The sequence below is a fragment of the Arthrobacter sunyaminii genome, from assembly GCF_018866305.1.
GTDB classification, from domain to species: domain Bacteria; phylum Actinomycetota; class Actinomycetes; order Actinomycetales; family Micrococcaceae; genus Arthrobacter_B; species Arthrobacter_B sunyaminii.
Genome location: NZ_CP076456.1, coordinates 2,073,699 through 2,088,289, shown reverse-complemented (window position 1 = coordinate 2,088,289; position 14,591 = coordinate 2,073,699). Strand labels below are relative to the sequence as shown.

The 14,591-nt window shown below is 63.4% G+C and carries 14 protein-coding genes; 5 read left to right on the top strand and 9 right to left on the bottom strand.

The window, feature by feature from the left end:
* Positions 1-716 precede the first annotated feature (716 nt).
* Together KG104_RS09335 and KG104_RS09330 are read left to right on the top strand one after the other, a co-directional pair.
* Positions 717-1,166: a YciI family protein gene (locus KG104_RS09335; RefSeq protein ID WP_104104080.1), complete on the top strand. Its 450-nt coding sequence runs from the start codon at positions 717-719 to the stop codon at positions 1,164-1,166.
* Positions 1,124-2,431, top strand: a complete 1,308-nt coding sequence (locus KG104_RS09330; RefSeq protein WP_104161074.1) for an RNA polymerase sigma factor — start codon at positions 1,124-1,126, stop codon at positions 2,429-2,431. The genes KG104_RS09335 and KG104_RS09330 overlap by 43 nt, the downstream gene beginning before the upstream one ends.
* Positions 2,432-2,481: 50 nt before the next feature.
* On the opposite strand, the gene KG104_RS09325 is transcribed toward KG104_RS09330, so the two are convergent.
* Both KG104_RS09325 and KG104_RS09320 read right to left on the bottom strand, forming a co-directional pair.
* On the bottom strand, positions 2,482-3,036 hold the full coding sequence (locus tag KG104_RS09325; RefSeq protein ID WP_104054273.1) for a Clp protease N-terminal domain-containing protein: 555 nt from the start codon (positions 3,034-3,036) through the stop codon (positions 2,482-2,484).
* On the bottom strand, positions 3,029-3,274 hold the full coding sequence (locus tag KG104_RS09320; RefSeq protein WP_104103576.1) for a hypothetical protein: 246 nt from the start codon (positions 3,272-3,274) through the stop codon (positions 3,029-3,031). The genes KG104_RS09325 and KG104_RS09320 overlap by 8 nt, the downstream gene beginning before the upstream one ends.
* A gap of 114 nt (positions 3,275-3,388) precedes the next feature.
* Between KG104_RS09320 and KG104_RS09315 the strand changes: the two genes are divergently transcribed.
* The 3 genes from KG104_RS09315 (at position 3,389) to KG104_RS09305 (ending at position 7,147) form a co-directional block, all read left to right on the top strand.
* Positions 3,389-4,543: an ATP-binding protein gene (locus KG104_RS09315; RefSeq protein ID WP_207346829.1), complete on the top strand. Its 1,155-nt coding sequence runs from the start codon at positions 3,389-3,391 to the stop codon at positions 4,541-4,543.
* 247 nt (positions 4,544-4,790) lie between these two features.
* On the top strand, positions 4,791-6,107 hold the full coding sequence (locus KG104_RS09310; RefSeq protein WP_237686817.1) for an HNH endonuclease: 1,317 nt from the start codon (positions 4,791-4,793) through the stop codon (positions 6,105-6,107).
* A gap of 143 nt (positions 6,108-6,250) precedes the next feature.
* Positions 6,251-7,147 (top strand): DUF3626 domain-containing protein, encoded by an 897-nt coding sequence (locus tag KG104_RS09305; RefSeq protein WP_237686816.1) that lies wholly within the window; start codon positions 6,251-6,253, stop codon positions 7,145-7,147.
* Between the two features lie 24 nt (positions 7,148-7,171).
* Here the strand turns inward: KG104_RS09305 and KG104_RS09300 are convergent, their stop codons facing one another.
* The 7 genes from KG104_RS09300 to KG104_RS09270 form a co-directional block, all read right to left on the bottom strand.
* Complete coding sequence (locus KG104_RS09300) at positions 7,172-8,272, bottom strand: Gfo/Idh/MocA family protein (protein WP_207346865.1); 1,101 nt, start codon at positions 8,270-8,272, stop codon at positions 7,172-7,174.
* 26 nt (positions 8,273-8,298) lie between these two features.
* Positions 8,299-8,997, bottom strand: a complete 699-nt coding sequence (locus tag KG104_RS09295) for a ThuA domain-containing protein (RefSeq protein WP_207346827.1) — start codon at positions 8,995-8,997, stop codon at positions 8,299-8,301.
* 13 nt (positions 8,998-9,010) lie between these two features.
* A complete protein-coding gene (locus KG104_RS09290; RefSeq protein ID WP_104161069.1) occupies positions 9,011-10,015 on the bottom strand; it encodes a sugar phosphate isomerase/epimerase family protein in 1,005 nt (334 codons plus the stop codon).
* A complete protein-coding gene (locus KG104_RS09285; RefSeq protein ID WP_207346826.1) occupies positions 10,012-11,259 on the bottom strand; it encodes a Gfo/Idh/MocA family protein in 1,248 nt (415 codons plus the stop codon). Before KG104_RS09285 ends, KG104_RS09290 begins: the two co-directional genes overlap by 4 nt.
* 15 nt (positions 11,260-11,274) lie before the next feature.
* Positions 11,275-12,165 carry a carbohydrate ABC transporter permease gene (locus KG104_RS09280; protein WP_104161067.1) on the bottom strand — a complete coding sequence of 297 codons (891 nt, stop codon included), beginning with the start codon at positions 12,163-12,165 and terminating at the stop codon, positions 11,275-11,277.
* Position 12,166: 1 nt separating this feature from the next.
* The gene (locus KG104_RS09275) at positions 12,167-13,012 is read right to left on the bottom strand and encodes a carbohydrate ABC transporter permease (protein WP_237686871.1); all 846 of its coding nucleotides are present in this window, start codon (positions 13,010-13,012) and stop codon (positions 12,167-12,169) included.
* A 98-nt stretch (positions 13,013-13,110) separates the two neighbouring features.
* Positions 13,111-14,436, bottom strand: a complete 1,326-nt coding sequence (locus tag KG104_RS09270) for an extracellular solute-binding protein (protein ID WP_207346825.1) — start codon at positions 14,434-14,436, stop codon at positions 13,111-13,113.
* Between the last annotated feature and the right edge of the window lie 155 nt (positions 14,437-14,591).

The window sequence follows — 14,591 nt, the reverse complement described above, 5'->3', positions numbered from 1 at the left end:
ATTTTTTTGCTCAATCACCGCTGTGCTGCCTGCGTAGGTTTCGTCGTTTGCTCCAGGGTTTCACCCGGTCGTCAACGGAAACAGCAGGGGACGGCAGGGGATCGGCACTGGGAGCCTTGCCGTAGTTATGTCATCCGGCACCTGGCAGTCCAGGCGGGTCTTTAGTGTTATGACAAGCTGCGGCGGGTGCGCTTCCGCGGCTCGCTGCCGCTCGAGGCGTTATGTCAACAAGAATCCAGGGCGCCGGACCGGCGGTCAGTTCGTCGGGGCACGTTATGTCAACTCATGCGGGTGTGCGGGTGGGCGGTGCAGCAGTCCTGCAGGAAGTGACCCGTATGTGCAGATCCGGAGCAGGAACTGGAGAGCTCAGAGCTATCGCCGACTCCGAGGATGAGCCTGGGGCGTAGCCGAAGGTCTCGGCTGCGGGTGCAGATGGTGACTTTTCAGTAATGCAGGAAACTGGTCTGCAGCCCCTCTCGGGCGACTCTGATATAACGCCGATAATCTACATTATGTAAAGTAACGCTGAGAAGGAGCTCCCCCGCACCGCCTGCGCCGGTACCTTCGCAGCTGGAACTCAGCCCCGTGCAGCGGTCGACGGCAAACGCTGCGGCTAGCTCCGGAAACTTTTCTTCCGGCGTCGATATCCCGGGGTGCCGTTCGACGGCATAGTAGAAGGCGCACACCGCGGCTTCATGATGAAGAAGGAGTCAGCCGTGAAATACATGCTCATCATGCGTTCTACTGACGCAGCACAGGAAGCCTATAAGGATCTGCCCTTCGAGGAAGTCATCAACCGGATGGGTGCCTACAACGAATCGATGATCAACGCCGGGGTCCTGCTCGCCGGAGAAGGCCTGGCCGACGTGGCACAGGATCCGGACAACTCGTTCGTCGTCGATTTCTCGGAGGATCCCCCGCTGGTTACCGACGGCCCCTACGGCGAAACCCACGAGCTGTTCAACGGGTTCTGGATCCTGCAGGTGTCCTCCAAAGACGAAGCGGCCGAATGGGCGAGGCGATGCCCGCTGGGTGCCGGCTCCAAGCTGGAGGTTCGCCGGGTAACTGAGGCCGAAGATTTCGCCGCGTTCGCCGATAACGAGTACATCCAAAAGGAAGAAGGATGGCGCGAAGAAGAGGCGAAACTGCGCGCGGAGAACGCGTAGCCGCCAAACCGAGATCCTCCGTGGTTCAGGACGAGGTCCTGAGGGCGGCGGTCCCCCGCCGTATCGAGGCGCTGTGGCGCATCGAAGGCCCCCGGATTGTCGCTGCCCTGGCACGGGTCACCGGCGACATCGGCTTTGCCGAAGACATGGCACAGGAAGCCGTTGCGGATGCGCTCGAGCAGTGGCCTGCAACAGGCGTGCCCCGGAATCCGGCTGCCTGGCTCACAGCGGTGGCCAAACGCAGGGCCATCGACAGCTGGCGGCGGGCTGAACGGTTGGACGCGCGGTACCGCCAGCTGGCGCAGGAAGTAAAGGACGACGTCGTCGTGGACTGGGATCCCGTCCCCGACGACGTCCTCCGGCTGGTCTTTTCCGCCTGCCATCCAGTCCTCCCCCGTGAGGCGCAGATTGCCTTGACGCTTCGTGTGGTGGGCGGGTTGTCCACCGCGGACATTGCCAGGCTTTTCGTTCTCCCCGTGGCGACGGTGCAGCAGCGCATTGTTCGGGCCAAAAGGACCTTGGCGGCCGCCAAAGTTCCGTTTGAGGTTCCCGAGCCCCGCGAGTGGGCGCCGAGGCTGGCCGGCGTGCTCCGGGTGATCTACCTGATGTTCACCGAAGGGTACTCGGCAACATCCGGCAACCAATGGATACGGCGAGACCTGGCGGGCGAAGCGCTGCGGCTGGGTCGTGTCCTGGCGCGGCTGGTGCCGCGGGAGCCGGAGGCGCACGCGCTCGTTGCACTGATGGAGTTCCAGGCCTCCCGGTTTGCTGCCCGGACCCGGGGTGACGGTACGCCGATCCTGCTGGCGGATCAGGATCGGAGCCGCTGGAACCGCGGCCAGATTGAACGCGGACGCGAAGCGCTGGCATGCGCGGATGCGCTTGGTCATGGACGGGGAAACTATGCGCTGCAGGCAGCCATCGCCCAGTGCCACTGTGATGCGGTGAGGATTGATGACACGGATTGGGAGCAGATTGTGCTGCTGTATGAGGCTCTCGGTCGGCTGGCGCCCAGCCCGGTGGTGGAATTGAACCGGGCGGTGGCGGTCTCGATGGCGACCGGCCCGGCAACCGCGCTGGCGATTGTGGACCGCCTCGTCTCGCAGGGAGCACTGCGGGGCTCCCATTTGCTGCCCAGTGTGCGCGGCGAGCTGCTGGTCCGGCTCGGGCGCCCGGATGAAGCCCGCGCCGAATTTGCGGCCTCCGCAGCGTTGGCGGGGAATGCCCGGGAGCGGGAGTTGCTGTTGCGCCGGGCGGCAGAATGAACGGCCGGCACTCCCCTGCCTGAGTCCACTGCTTGTATCCGCAAGTGTTACTAGGCGGCCTTTCCCCGTTCCCGGAGCACGGCTGCCCGCACCTGTGCCGGGTCTACTCCCAGTGAAGCGATCGTTCGCGCCGCCAGCCCGGAGTCCTCGGCAATCAGCCCAAGCAGGATGTGCTCAACGGTAATCGCCTTATCGTTCAACGCGATCGCTTGGCGCAGTGAATGTTCCAAGGCTCCCTTGGCTGACGCGGTGAAGGGGATATGGCCGGCACTGCTGCGGCCCGGGAACCGGAAGCGCCGGCGCTGCGGCCGGTCCAGAGCTCCGGCCCCGAAGCTGGCTTCCACGCGTTTTCGGACCGCGTACAGGTCGACGCCGATGGCCTCCAATGCCTGCGCGTCAGCGGCACCGAGTCCTTGGGTGCGCTGTGCCACGGCATCACTCTCGATGCCGAGCTGGTGCAGGACCCGGGCGGCGGGATTGTCGCCGCCGGCCAAGATGCCGAGCAGGAGATGGTCTGCCGTTATTTCGCGGGCCTCCAGCTTCCTTGCCTGTTCCTGCGCTTCAATGACAATTGTGCGTGCGTCCTGGGTAAACCGTTCAAACATCGCTGCCTCCCCTGTCCTTGGAGCGGCCAAGCCGCCCGGCATGCTTTTTGTGCACTGCCTGCTTTGATACCCCGACGACGGCGGCAATTTCCGCCCACGACCAACCCAGACGCCGGGCATTCTCCACCTGGAGATCCTCAAGCTGTTCCACGAGGCGCCGCAGAGCCGCCACTGCGCGCAATCCCACGGCAGGATCACGGCTGGTGCCGTCGCTGATCAGTTCGTCCCGTGTGGCCATATCGTCAACATAAGCTGACGCGCCGCCATCGTCAACCCTTGTTGCCAAAGAAGGTCAAAATAACCGGCCCGGGTACCGATGGCGAAACTCACCATACTCACATAAACTCACAGCATGCCGGAAACGGAAACTCACAAGACTCATACAAACTCACAGGGAGCCCCGCTGAAGGAGAATCCCTTCCGCCCATCGGCGGGGGCAACACCCCCGCAAATCCTGGGCCGCGCAGGCGTGCTCGACGAGTTCGAGTACGGACTCCGCCTGGGGTCCGGCGCTCCGGGATTATTGACGATTTTCACCGGGGCCCGCGGAATCGGCAAGACGGTCATGCTCGGCGCCGCCCACGACATAGCTCGGGAGAAGGGTTGGGCCGTGATTTCCGAGACCGCCACCACCGGTTTCATGGGCCGTATCGGAGAATCCATGCGAGGTATCGCTGAGGAACTGGGATCCGGGCCGGTGAATCGCAAAATCACCGCAATCGCTGCCGCCGGCTTCAGCATCACCACCCAACTTCCGCCGGAGCGCCAGGTGGCGTGGCGAACAATGGGTGAGGAACTCCTGAAGCTCTTGGATGACCACGGCACCGGGCTGATCATCACGGTGGATGAGATCCATGCTGCTGACCGCGGCGAACTTGCCCAGCTGGCCGCCAGTGTCCAGCATTTCATCCAGGACCGGCTTCCCATAGGTCTAGTCTTTGCCGGGCTTCCGGCTGCCGTGTCCGATCTGCTCAACGAAGGTGTGGCCACGTTCCTCCGCCGTGCCGACAAGATAGATCTTCACGCAGCCGCGGTCCGTGAAGTGGAGGAGTCCTTCGCCGCCACCTTCTCCCACGCATCCATCAAGGTCTCCCCCGGTCTCGTGCGCCAGGCAGCCGAAGCCACCGGCGGGTATCCCTTCCTGATTCAGCTCGTTGGTTATTTTCTCTGGCGCGAAGCCGAAGGCAACCAGGGCAGCCTCACCTCGGAGGCTGTCGACCGGGCCATTGCGGCAGCCAACCGCCGCAATGTGCGGACGGTCATCGAAGCCGCCCTTGCCGCCACCTCCCCTAAGGACCTGGACTTCCTTGCGGCCATGGCAGAGGATGACGGGCCGTCCCTGGCCGGAGACATTGGCCGCCGTATCGGGGCCAAGACAAATCTCGTGGCAAACTACCGCTCCCGGCTCTTGGCGGCCGGACTCATAGAATCCGCCGGACACGGCAAGGTTACCTTTGCCATTCCCGGCCTCCGCCAGCATCTCCGGTCTCAGCCGGGACGACCTTAAGAAACTAGAAACAGGTATACGACCGGTAGACACACACCGTCTAACGGTGGCCTGCATCACTAAAATAGAACCTATGTACTACTCCCCAGCTCTCAGTGATGGCCACAGGGAACTAACCTCTACCCCGAGAAGTTCGACCGTAGTCACCGGATCAGCATCCGGGGGTCTATGTGTTAGCGCGGCCCGTGTCGAGAACACCGTTCCATGTGACCAGCTGGAGGTGTTGGAAGCTGCTGAGCGTGCCCGGTTGATTGATGAGATTCGGTTGTTGGAGGAGTTGAAGTCCGCGGCCGCGGCGGCGCAGGCTCGGGCTGCGGCGGCGTTTGATGCCTCGACCCGCCGGGCGCAGGCCCGGGCGGGGCTGGCGGCGGAGGAGTTGGGCCGGGGTGTGGGCGCGCAGATCGGGTTGGCCCGCCGGGAGTCCCCGCACCGGGGCAACCGGTTGCTGGGGTTGGCGAAGATCCTGACCACGGAAATGCCGCATACCCTGCACGCTTTGAGTGTGGGGGTGCTCAGTGAGTGGCGGGCGACATTGTTGGTGCGGGAGACGGCGTGCCTGTCCCGGCAGGACCGGGGCCGGGTGGATGCGGTGGTGGCCGGGAACCTGGCGGGGTTGGGGGCCCTGGGTGATCGGGCACTGGTAGCCCGGGTGAGGTCTTTGTCTTACGGGTTGGATCCGCAGTCGGTGGTGAATCGTGCGGCGAAGGCGGTTGAGGGCCGGTATGTGTCGTGTCGTCCGGCGCCGGACACCATGACGTATTTGACGGGGTTGTTGCCGGTGGCCCAGGGGGTGGGGGTGTTCGCGGCGTTGTCCCGGGAAGCTGACCGGTTGCGTGCTGCCGGGGATTGCCGGGGCCGGGGGCAGATTATGGCCGATACGTTGGTGGAGCGGGTCACGGGGCAGGCGCGGGCGGAGGATGTGCGGGTGGAGGTGCAGTTGATCATGACGGACCGGGCGTTGCTGGCCGGGGTGCTGCCCGCGGGTGTCATGGATGCCGGTGATCCGGACGCAGGTGTTCCTGTTGCCGGTGTTCCTGATGGTTCGGAGCCGGCGGTGTTGGCGGGGTACGGGGTGGTGCCGGCGCAGTGGGCGCGGGACCTGATCCGCGGCAGCCGGCCGGACACTGGTTCGGGTTCCGGCGGCGCAGCGCCAGAGTGGGGCACGCCGCGGGTGCGGCCTGATCCGCGGACCGAGGTCTGGTTGCGGCGGTTGTATGCGGTTCCCGGGTCGGGGCGGCTGGTGGCGATGGATTCGATGGCACGGTTGGTGCCGAAGGGTTTGGCACGGTTTATCGCGGCTAGGGACCGGGTGTGTCGGATGCCGTGGTGTGGTGCTCCGATCCGGCATTATGACCATGTTGTGCCGGTTCGTGAGGGTGGTTTGACGTCGGCGGGGAATGTTCAGGGTTTGTGTGAGGCCTGCAACCAGGCCAAGGAAGCACCCGGCTGGACCGCCCGAACCGTGCAGGACATCGCAGACCACACGCCGGATGGCAGGCACACGGTGGTCACCACGACCCCAACGGGGCATTCATATAGTTCAACCGCACCACCATTGTGCTGAACTGCACCACGGGGGCCCCGTTACAGGCATCCCGCAGAACGCAGGCATACCGCAGAACTCCGGCATCCGGACAGTACGCGAGCGCCGAACGCCGGCAGTCTGACTCCTCGCCCGCTCTCCGTGTTCTGGGTAGGGTGTGAGCCATGGCAGAACCAATGACCGTTCTTCCGCGCCCATGGGAGCAGGCCGTCGACTATGTCAACAGCCGAACAGCAGGACCTCCGCTTGATCTATCCCTGGATATAACCATTCATTTCCATCCTGATTCTCCGGTCAATGACGTCTCCCTGCTGGAACGCCTGGTGAAGGATGGTCTCTACCGGTCGCAGTTTGAAACCGGCACGGGAAACGGCGGGCTCACGGCATGGCCAGGCGGCGAGCGCTGGCGCTGGGAACAGCGCATGTTCGGCGAAGCGTATGACAGCGCCCCGGCAGCCGAGCGGCCCAAATACGGTTCGCTCAATTACCGCAGGCTCCCCGTGGGTGGATCCGTTCGGTTCGGCTCCTCCCATTTCCGGCTCAAGCACTCGGAATACGGGCGGCTGACCTTCTGCTTCCCGGACAGCAGCACCGAGCCGGAGCATTTTGGAACGATGGACCGGATGCCGTTGGTTGGTATGGCGGCACAGTACTCAGAGGAGTCCGGGCTTGATGTGCTGGACGACCACATCGAAGCGCACATCCACGGCCCGCTGCAGCTCAACAGTCATATTGCAGCGCTGGTACTGGACCCCTCCTACCGCGGCACGGAGGTCGAGGTTGCTGCCCGCAGGCTGCCGTGTCCCGTCGAGTGGCACGAGGGCTTCCGCCTCAGTACCGATGAACTGGAACAGCACGCGGACTATCGGGGCCGGAATATCGTATCCGCCGGCCAAAGCATCGCTGAAGACGGATGGCTTGATCCCCGCATTATCGGGCAGGCCGTCAGGGATCGGAGCTTTGACCGGCAGACACTGAAGCAGATCTGGCACTGTGTAGCGAGGTTCGGGTACAACTGGGGTGCCGCTGGCATACCCTCACCCCCTCAACAGTACGACTAGAACAAATGTTCGAATTATCCGTACCTAGGAACCGGAGACTGCCTCCATTCCCCCGGACAGGGAAAGCGCGACGGCAGGTGGACGCTCACATGTGCTGTTGATCGGCAGTGCGGTTCCGGCTTCTGCGGAAGCAAGGACCGCTTCCATGACCTCGAGAACGTGGAAGCCCATTTCCCCGCTGGCCCGAGGCAGTTCCCCGGCCGGCGTTCGGGCCAGGTCCTGTAGGCCAATCCCCCGCGACGCGGCCTGGTAACCGGCGGATACGGGTACCACCTCCCATTCCTCGCCGTCGAGCCGGCGCAGTTGGACTTCCCCGTTGAACCGGTTGGGATCAGGCACCACCAGTGATCCGGTTTCCCCGTGGACCTCAATGTTGGCGGCCCGGGTGGCCACCGCGTCAAAACTCATGACCAGCGTGGACAGCGCACCGGAGGCATGGATCAGCACCCCCGTTACGTGCGTGGGAGTGCTGACCGGAATCTCTTCCCCCGTGCGCGGGCCGGAACCAATGACCCGGGTACTGCGCGTGCTGCTGGAGGCACCGACGACGGAGGTCACCGGACCGAGCAGCGTCACCAGCGCGGAGACATAGTAGGGACCCATGTCCAGCAAGGGTCCTCCACCGGGAACATAGTAGAAGTCAGGGTTCGGGTGCCACCGCTCATGCCCCGGTGTCACCATGGTGGCGGTCGCCGAGATCGGCTTGCCGATCAGCCCGTCGTCAATGGCCTTGCGTGCGGTCTGGGTTCCCGTGCCGAGCACAGTATCCGGGGCTGATCCCAGGATCACGCCGGCTGCTTCCGCCGCTGCCAGCATCGACTGCCCCTCTGCGGTGCCGGCAGCCAATGGCTTCTCGCCATACACGTGTTTGCCAGCCGCAATGGCTTTAAGCGCAACTTCTGCATGGGCTGCCGGAATGGTGAGGTTCAAGACCAGGTCAACGGCGTCGTCGGACAGCAGTTCGTCCACAGTCAGGGCCCGGACGCCGGGGTGGGCTGCGGCTACGGCCTGTGCGCGGTCCATATCGAGGTCCGCAACAGCCGTCAGGGTGACAGCGTCCAACCGCGGAAAGGTCTCCAGGTACGCTGCGCTGATATTTCCGCAACCCACCATGCCAATCCTCATCGGAGCTGCACCTGTTGAATCGTTGGTTAGCGGCTCGCCCACAGCATGCCCCTCTCAATGATGGTTGAAACGCTCGGATCCTGCAGAATCTCTACCGAATGCCCGGGAGTCGCCACGAAGATCCTGCCCTTGCCCCACTGTCGCGTCCACACAGCCGGGCAGGTCACCGGGCGATGCCAGGCATCCCATTCCCGTACCGGAAGCGTGGTGGTGGCGAGGATATCGATGTAGTCGTCCGTAAGCACCCAGTACTGCTCCGTGCGCAGGTTGAAATCGGAGAGCCCGGCGGTAATGGGATGGTCAGCTGCCGCCGGCAGCATGTTCACCGTGTAGTCGATGAAGTTGTCCGACGCCTCCCCTATGCGCTGGTCCGGATGCTTGCCGGGGTGACAGGCGAACTGTCCGCCGATCAGGTGAAGGTAATCCGAGCTGTTGCGGTAGGAATCGGCAATGCCGCCGTGCCAGCCGGCCATCCCGGTCCCGGCCTCGATAGCGGCTCGCAGCCCTTCGAACTCCTCCCGCTCAATTGTGTTCATGGTGTTGCATTGGACGATGAGGTCCACGCCGGCCATGTAAGAGGCGTCGGCGTAGATCTTGGGGGATTCCTCAATCCGGATGTCGAATCCGCTGTCCCTGAGGTGCGGCATAAAAAGCTCGGTGGCTTCAACGGGCTGATGTCCGTCCCAGCCGCCCCGGACAACCAGGGCCTGACGTGTGGTGCTCATGGAAGATCGTCCTTTACTTGGTTGCAAAAGCTGAGTCGAAGGCGGCGTCCGGCGGAGTGATCTGTGCGAGGGATTTCACCAGTGCCAGGGCGGATGGGCCGCCTACCAGACGGTCCATGCCGGCGTCCTCCCATTCCACGCTCGTCGGCCCGGTATAGCCGATGGCGTTGAGCATGCGGAAAATGCGCTCCCACGGAACATCACCGTGTCCTGCCGTGACAAAATCCCATCCCCGGCGCGGATCACCCCACGGCAGATGTGACCCCAGCCGGCCGTTGCGGCCATCCAGCTGTTTCACCGACTCCTTGACATGCACGTGATAGATCCGGTCACGGAAGTCGTAAAGGAAAGCTGCCGGATCAAGGTCCTGCCAGATGAAATGGGAGGGATCGAAGTTCAGCCCGAAGCCTTCCCGGTGGCCGATGGCTTCCAGGGTCCGGTGCGCCGTCCAGTAGTCGTAAGCAATCTCTGACGGGTGGACCTCGAGGGCAAAACGGACGCCCACCTCATCAAAAACGTCAATGATGGGATTCCAGCGGTCGGCAAAGTCCTGATAACCGCGATCGATCATGCCCTCGGGCACCGGCGGGAACATTGCTACCGTCTTCCAGATGGCCGATCCGGTGAAGCCCGTCACCGTTTTTACTCCGAGGCGGGCTGCGGCCCGTGCGGTCATCTTGAGTTCTTCAGCGGCGCGGGTGCGCACGCCTTCCGGTTCCCCGTCGCCCCAGACCCGGGCCGAAACAATTCCCTGGTGCCGTTCATCAATCGGATCGTCACAGACGGCCTGTCCGTTGAGGTGGTTCGAAATGGCATGGACCGAAAGATTGTTGCGCTTGAGGATGTCGAGCCGGTCCTGCAGGTATTCGTCATCCTCCACCGCCCGCCAAACATCCAGGTGGTCCCCCCAGCATGCGATTTCAAGGCCGTCAAAACCCCACTCGCCCGCCAGCCGGGCAACTTCTTCGAACGGAAGGTCGGCCCACTGGCCGGTGAACAGCGTGATGGGGCGGGTCATCGGATCTCCTCTGCAGTAGTTTTCAGGGCGGCTCCGGCGGCGGAGTGCGCGTTTGCGTCCACCGGCGTCCAGCGGCTGTCATCAGCCGCACTTTCTTCGACGGCTGCGAGTACGCGCTGCACCTGGAGGGCATCGGCGAACGACGGCGCGGGCTGTGTACCGGCGGCGAGCGCCGCCACCAGGTCCGCCGCCTGATGTGTGAAACCGTGCTCATAACCCAACCCATGGCCGGTGGGCCACCAATTGCCGACGTAGGGGTGCTCCGGCTCCGTGACCATGATGCGGTGGAAACCCTGTTCTCCCGGGCGGTCGGTTCCGTCGTAGAACTGGAGGAAGTTCATGTCCTCAAAATCGAAGGCCAGGGAACCCTGCGATCCGTTCACTTCCAGGCGCATGGCATTCTTTCGGCCCAGGGCCGCGCGGGTGGCCTCGAAGACGCCGATGGGTCCGCCGTCGAAACGGGCGGTGAAGATGGCGGCGTCATCCACGCTCACGTCCCCCATGGGCTGGTCCTCTCCGGCGGCACCGTGCCCGCCAAGCCCAACGAAGTCCCCGCCCACCGGACGGCGCCGGGTGAAGGTCTCCAGCAGGGCGGAGACCCCGGTGATCTGCTGCCCGGTGACAAACTGCGCCGCGTCAATGATGTGCGCGCCAATGTCGCCCAGTGCGCCGGATCCCGACACCTCCCGGTCCAGCCGCCAGGTCAGCGGCGCGTTTTCATCGCTGAGCCAGTCCTGGAGGTACTGCGCCCGCACCTGGCGGATCTTCCCCAGCCGGCCGTCGTCGACCATCCGCTTCGCCAGTGCCAGTGCCGGGGTGCGCCGGTACGAATACCCGCACATGGCAAAGACCCCGTTGCGTGCCGCCTCCTGTGCTGCAGCCGCCATCTCCTCGGCTTCTGCCACCGTGTTGGCGAGCGGTTTCTCGCACAATACGTGTTTCCCCGCGCGCAGGGCGGCAACCGCAATCTCGGCATGGGTGTTACCGGGCGAGCAGATGTCGATCAGGTCGATGTCATCCCGTTCGATGAGCGCCCGCCAATCAGTTTCCGTGGAAGCCCAGCCCATACGTGCTGCGGCTTCCTCCACAGCGGCGGCGTTTCGTCCGGCCACAGCCGTGAGCTGAGGTGTCAGCGGCAGATCGAAGAAACGGTGGGCAGTGCGCCATGCGTGTGAATGGGCAGCACCCATAAAGGCGTAGCCAACCATTCCGATCCGGAGCGGGGCAGGTTCTGCCTTGGTCATAGAGGTTCCTTTCAGTTACTTGCTGAACCCTGCGGTCAAGCCGCTCAGCAGCTGGCGGCGTCCCACGATATAGAGCACCAGGATGGGCAGAGTGGTGAGGACCACGGAGGCCAGCACCGCGGGGATGTTGACGCTGTACTCGCCTTGGAAGCTCCACAGCGCCAGCGGCAGGACGCGCAGGTCCGGGCTCTGCGTGAGGATCAGCGGGAGCAGGAAGCCGTTCCACACGCCCAGGGCGTTGTAGATGCTCACGGTGACAATGGCAGGTTTGGTCAGTGGCAGGGCAAGGCGCCACATGGTCTGCCACTCGCTGCAGCCGTCCAGCCGCATGGATTCGAACAGCTCATTCGGCACGTCGCGGATGAAATTGGACAGGATTAGTACGGTCAGTGGAATGGCGAAGGCGATGGATGGCAGCACCAGAGCCAGGAGGCTGTCGTAGAGGTTCAGCCGGATGATCATCAGGTAGATCGGAATGATCGTGGCCTGGAGTGGAATGGCCAGGCCCATCAGGAACATTCCGTTGGCAAGACGCAGGAACCGGCCGTTGCCCCGCACGATCGCGAAAGACGCCATGAACGCCACGGCGACCGTGGGAATGACGGCTCCGATGGTGATGATGGCACTGTTCATGAAGTACTTGGCGAAGTCCGCCTCCAGCACCATCCGGTAGTTCTCCAGGGTGGGAGACGTCGGAATAGCCAGGGGGTTTTGGGCGAAGTAGCCGGCCGAGGTTTTCAGGCTGGTGATCACCACGTAATAAACCGGGATGATGATGATCGCCAGCCAGATCCAGCCGGCCAGTCCGCCGGCATAGTTCAGTTTCCGCCAGCGCCGCCCCTTACCCGGGGATGAGGGGGCACGGGCTGGTACGGGAGACTCCGGCTTGGTTGCAGTTGCAGTCATCTCACATGCCTTCCAATTGGCTGCCGCTGGAGTCCTTGCCACCGAGGCGCTGCAGGGCCAGCGCCAGTCCCAGCCCGATGAGCACCAGGATCACGGCGAGGACACTCGCCGGGCCCATGAGGTTGGCACGGAACCCGGTGAGGTACATGTCAAGGGCCAGGATGCGGGTGGAGTTGCCCGGTCCCCCCGCCGTCAGCACGAAGATGAGGTCGAAGTAGGTCAGGGACCCCACCACCATCAGCGTCGATGACGTGATGATGGTGTACTTCAGCTGGGGAAGGGTGATGTGGAGGAACTGCTTGATCTTCCCGGCACCGTCGATTTCCGCGGCCTCGTACAACGACTTCGGAATCTGCCGCACGCCGCCTTGGTAGATGAGTGTGTGGAAGGGGACGAACTGCCACGCGATGACGAAGATGACCACCAGCAGCACCAGCTGCGGGTGTCCCAGCCAGTCCTGGGCCAGGAAGGGCAGCTTGAGGCCCACCGCCAGGCCGAAATTCGGATCCAGCAGGGCCTTGAAGGCAATGGCGATGGCCGCGGAGGACAGCAGCAGGGGCAGGAAGTACAGGACGGCCAGGAGTGCCCGGTATTTTTGGCTTCCGGCGGTGAAGACGCCGAGCAGGATGCTCAGCGGTGTTTGGACCAGCCAGGAGACGATCATGATGAAGAACGTCAGCCGGAGGGAGTTGTGCATCACGGGGTCGCCCAGGACCGAAAGCCAGTTGCCGATGCCGGCGAGGGAGATCGCGCCGATGCCGTCCCAGTTGGCGAAGCTGAGCACAAAGACACCCACCAGGGGAACAACGGCGAAGACCACAAAGAAGAACATTGCCGGCAGGACCATCCACCACAACGTGCCGGTCTTGCCCGTCCCGTTGTTCCGCCCAGTATTCCCGGATTTGCCGGCCACGGCGGGGACCGCGGCCGGCGGAACCGCTGCGATCATTTGCCCAGAGTCGCATTCATGTTGGAAGCGAACTGCTCAGGGGTTATCGACAGCAGGAACAGCTGATCGATGTTGCTCAGCAGCGCTTCCGCCGCGGTGGGGCTCAGCGCCTGGTCCCAGGACTGCTGGAAATTCGGAGCGTTTTTGGTCAGCTCGTATTCGAAGCTCAGGAACTCCTTGTCGTCTGACTCGTTCAGCTTGTCCTCGATGCCGGTCACAATCGGAACCGAGCCGGACTTGATGTAGGAGTCGATCTCCTCGTCGGTGAGAAGGCCGTCCTTGAAGAACTTCTTGGCCGTCTCCTTTTCGGTGTCGCTGGCCTTGGAGGAGATGGACTGGTAGCCGGCGGGGTTGCCGACCGTGTTTTTCGGATCGCCCTTGCCGCCCTCCACTGTAGGGAAGTTGACCCAACCGAGTTTTCCGCCCTCCACGAAGCCGGCGCCGTCGTTCTTCATGCCGCCGTAGGTCCAGCCGCCGTGCAGCATCATGGCGGCCTTGTTCGTGTACAGCAGTGCCTGATCCGCGTTGCTGTCGGCGGTGATGGAGGTAAAGCCCTTGATAAACCCGTTGGCCTTGACCAGGTCCTGGATCATGGTGGTGGCCTGTATGGCGGCAGGATGTGACCAGGCGTCGGGCTCGCCGTTGTAGATGGCGGTAAAGACCTCGGGGCCACCCACCCGGTCATACAGGTATTCGAGCCACATCATGGAGGTCCAACGTGATTGCCCGCCCAAGGAGAGCGGGGCCACGCCCATGTCATTGAATGTTTTGGTCAAAGCCATAAGGTCATCCCAGGTGGCGGGCGGCTCGGCACCGGCCTGATCGAAGAGTTCCTTGTTGTAGTAAAAGATGATCGGCGTGACGGTCTGCGTGGGGATGGCGTAGATCTTGCCGTCCACGGTGGCGGCGCCGAACGTGGATTCCAGCAGCCGCCCCTTGACCTCCGGGTTCTCGTCGAACCACGCGGTGAGATCCTCGACCTGCCCGGCCTCGGCATAGGTGCGCAGCGTTCCGCCGCCCCAACCATGGATGATCGTGGGCGCCTGTCCGGCTCCGATGGCGGTTTTGATCTTGGTCTTGTAAGCGTCGTTCTGGAAGAAGGTCGGTTTGATCTGTGAGTCCGGATTGGCCTTGTTGAAGGCGTCGATGGTCGCCTGGCGGATGTCCTCGTTGGGCTGGCCGCTCAGCGCCCAAATACTGGCTCCGCCCGAGGACGTATCCCCGGGTCCGGATGAACCGCAGGCCGTGAGCGTGTAGGCGGCGATGGGCACCAGCGCCGCCAGCGAAAGGAAGGACCGGCGTGATGCTAGCTTCTGTTCCATTCTTATCTCCATTGAAAAGAGCCGCGTCGCTGCGGCGGCGGATTAGTCCTGCACGCACCGCGAGCGAAAACTTTCGAAACTTTCGTGGTGCTCCCTGCGCGTTGCCCAGTAAGCTACTGTGATCTTTATCACTCGTCAAGAGGTTCTTGATCCCC

Excerpts from the sequence above, each read along its gene's own strand:
- KG104_RS09330 (WP_104161074.1), top strand. The coding sequence starts at position 1,124 with ATGGCGCGAAGAAGAGGCGAAACTGCGCGCGGAGAACGCGTAGCCGCC.
- KG104_RS09325 (WP_104054273.1), bottom strand. The coding sequence starts at position 3,036 with ATGTTTGAACGGTTTACCCAGGACGCACGCACAATTGTCATTGAAGCG.
- KG104_RS09320 (WP_104103576.1), bottom strand. The coding sequence starts at position 3,274 with ATGGCCACACGGGACGAACTGATCAGCGACGGCACCAGCCGTGATCCT.
- KG104_RS09315 (WP_207346829.1), top strand. The coding sequence starts at position 3,389 with ATGCCGGAAACGGAAACTCACAAGACTCATACAAACTCACAGGGAGCC.
- KG104_RS09305 (WP_237686816.1), top strand. The coding sequence starts at position 6,251 with ATGGCAGAACCAATGACCGTTCTTCCGCGCCCATGGGAGCAGGCCGTC.
- KG104_RS09300 (WP_207346865.1), bottom strand. The coding sequence starts at position 8,272 with ATGAGGATTGGCATGGTGGGTTGCGGAAATATCAGCGCAGCGTACCTG.
- KG104_RS09295 (WP_207346827.1), bottom strand. The coding sequence starts at position 8,997 with ATGAGCACCACACGTCAGGCCCTGGTTGTCCGGGGCGGCTGGGACGGA.
- KG104_RS09290 (WP_104161069.1), bottom strand. The coding sequence starts at position 10,015 with ATGACCCGCCCCATCACGCTGTTCACCGGCCAGTGGGCCGACCTTCCG.
- KG104_RS09285 (WP_207346826.1), bottom strand. The coding sequence starts at position 11,259 with ATGACCAAGGCAGAACCTGCCCCGCTCCGGATCGGAATGGTTGGCTAC.
- KG104_RS09280 (WP_104161067.1), bottom strand. The coding sequence starts at position 12,165 with ATGACTGCAACTGCAACCAAGCCGGAGTCTCCCGTACCAGCCCGTGCC.
- KG104_RS09275 (WP_237686871.1), bottom strand. The coding sequence starts at position 13,012 with ATGGTCCTGCCGGCAATGTTCTTCTTTGTGGTCTTCGCCGTTGTTCCC.
- KG104_RS09270 (WP_207346825.1), bottom strand. The coding sequence starts at position 14,436 with ATGGAACAGAAGCTAGCATCACGCCGGTCCTTCCTTTCGCTGGCGGCG.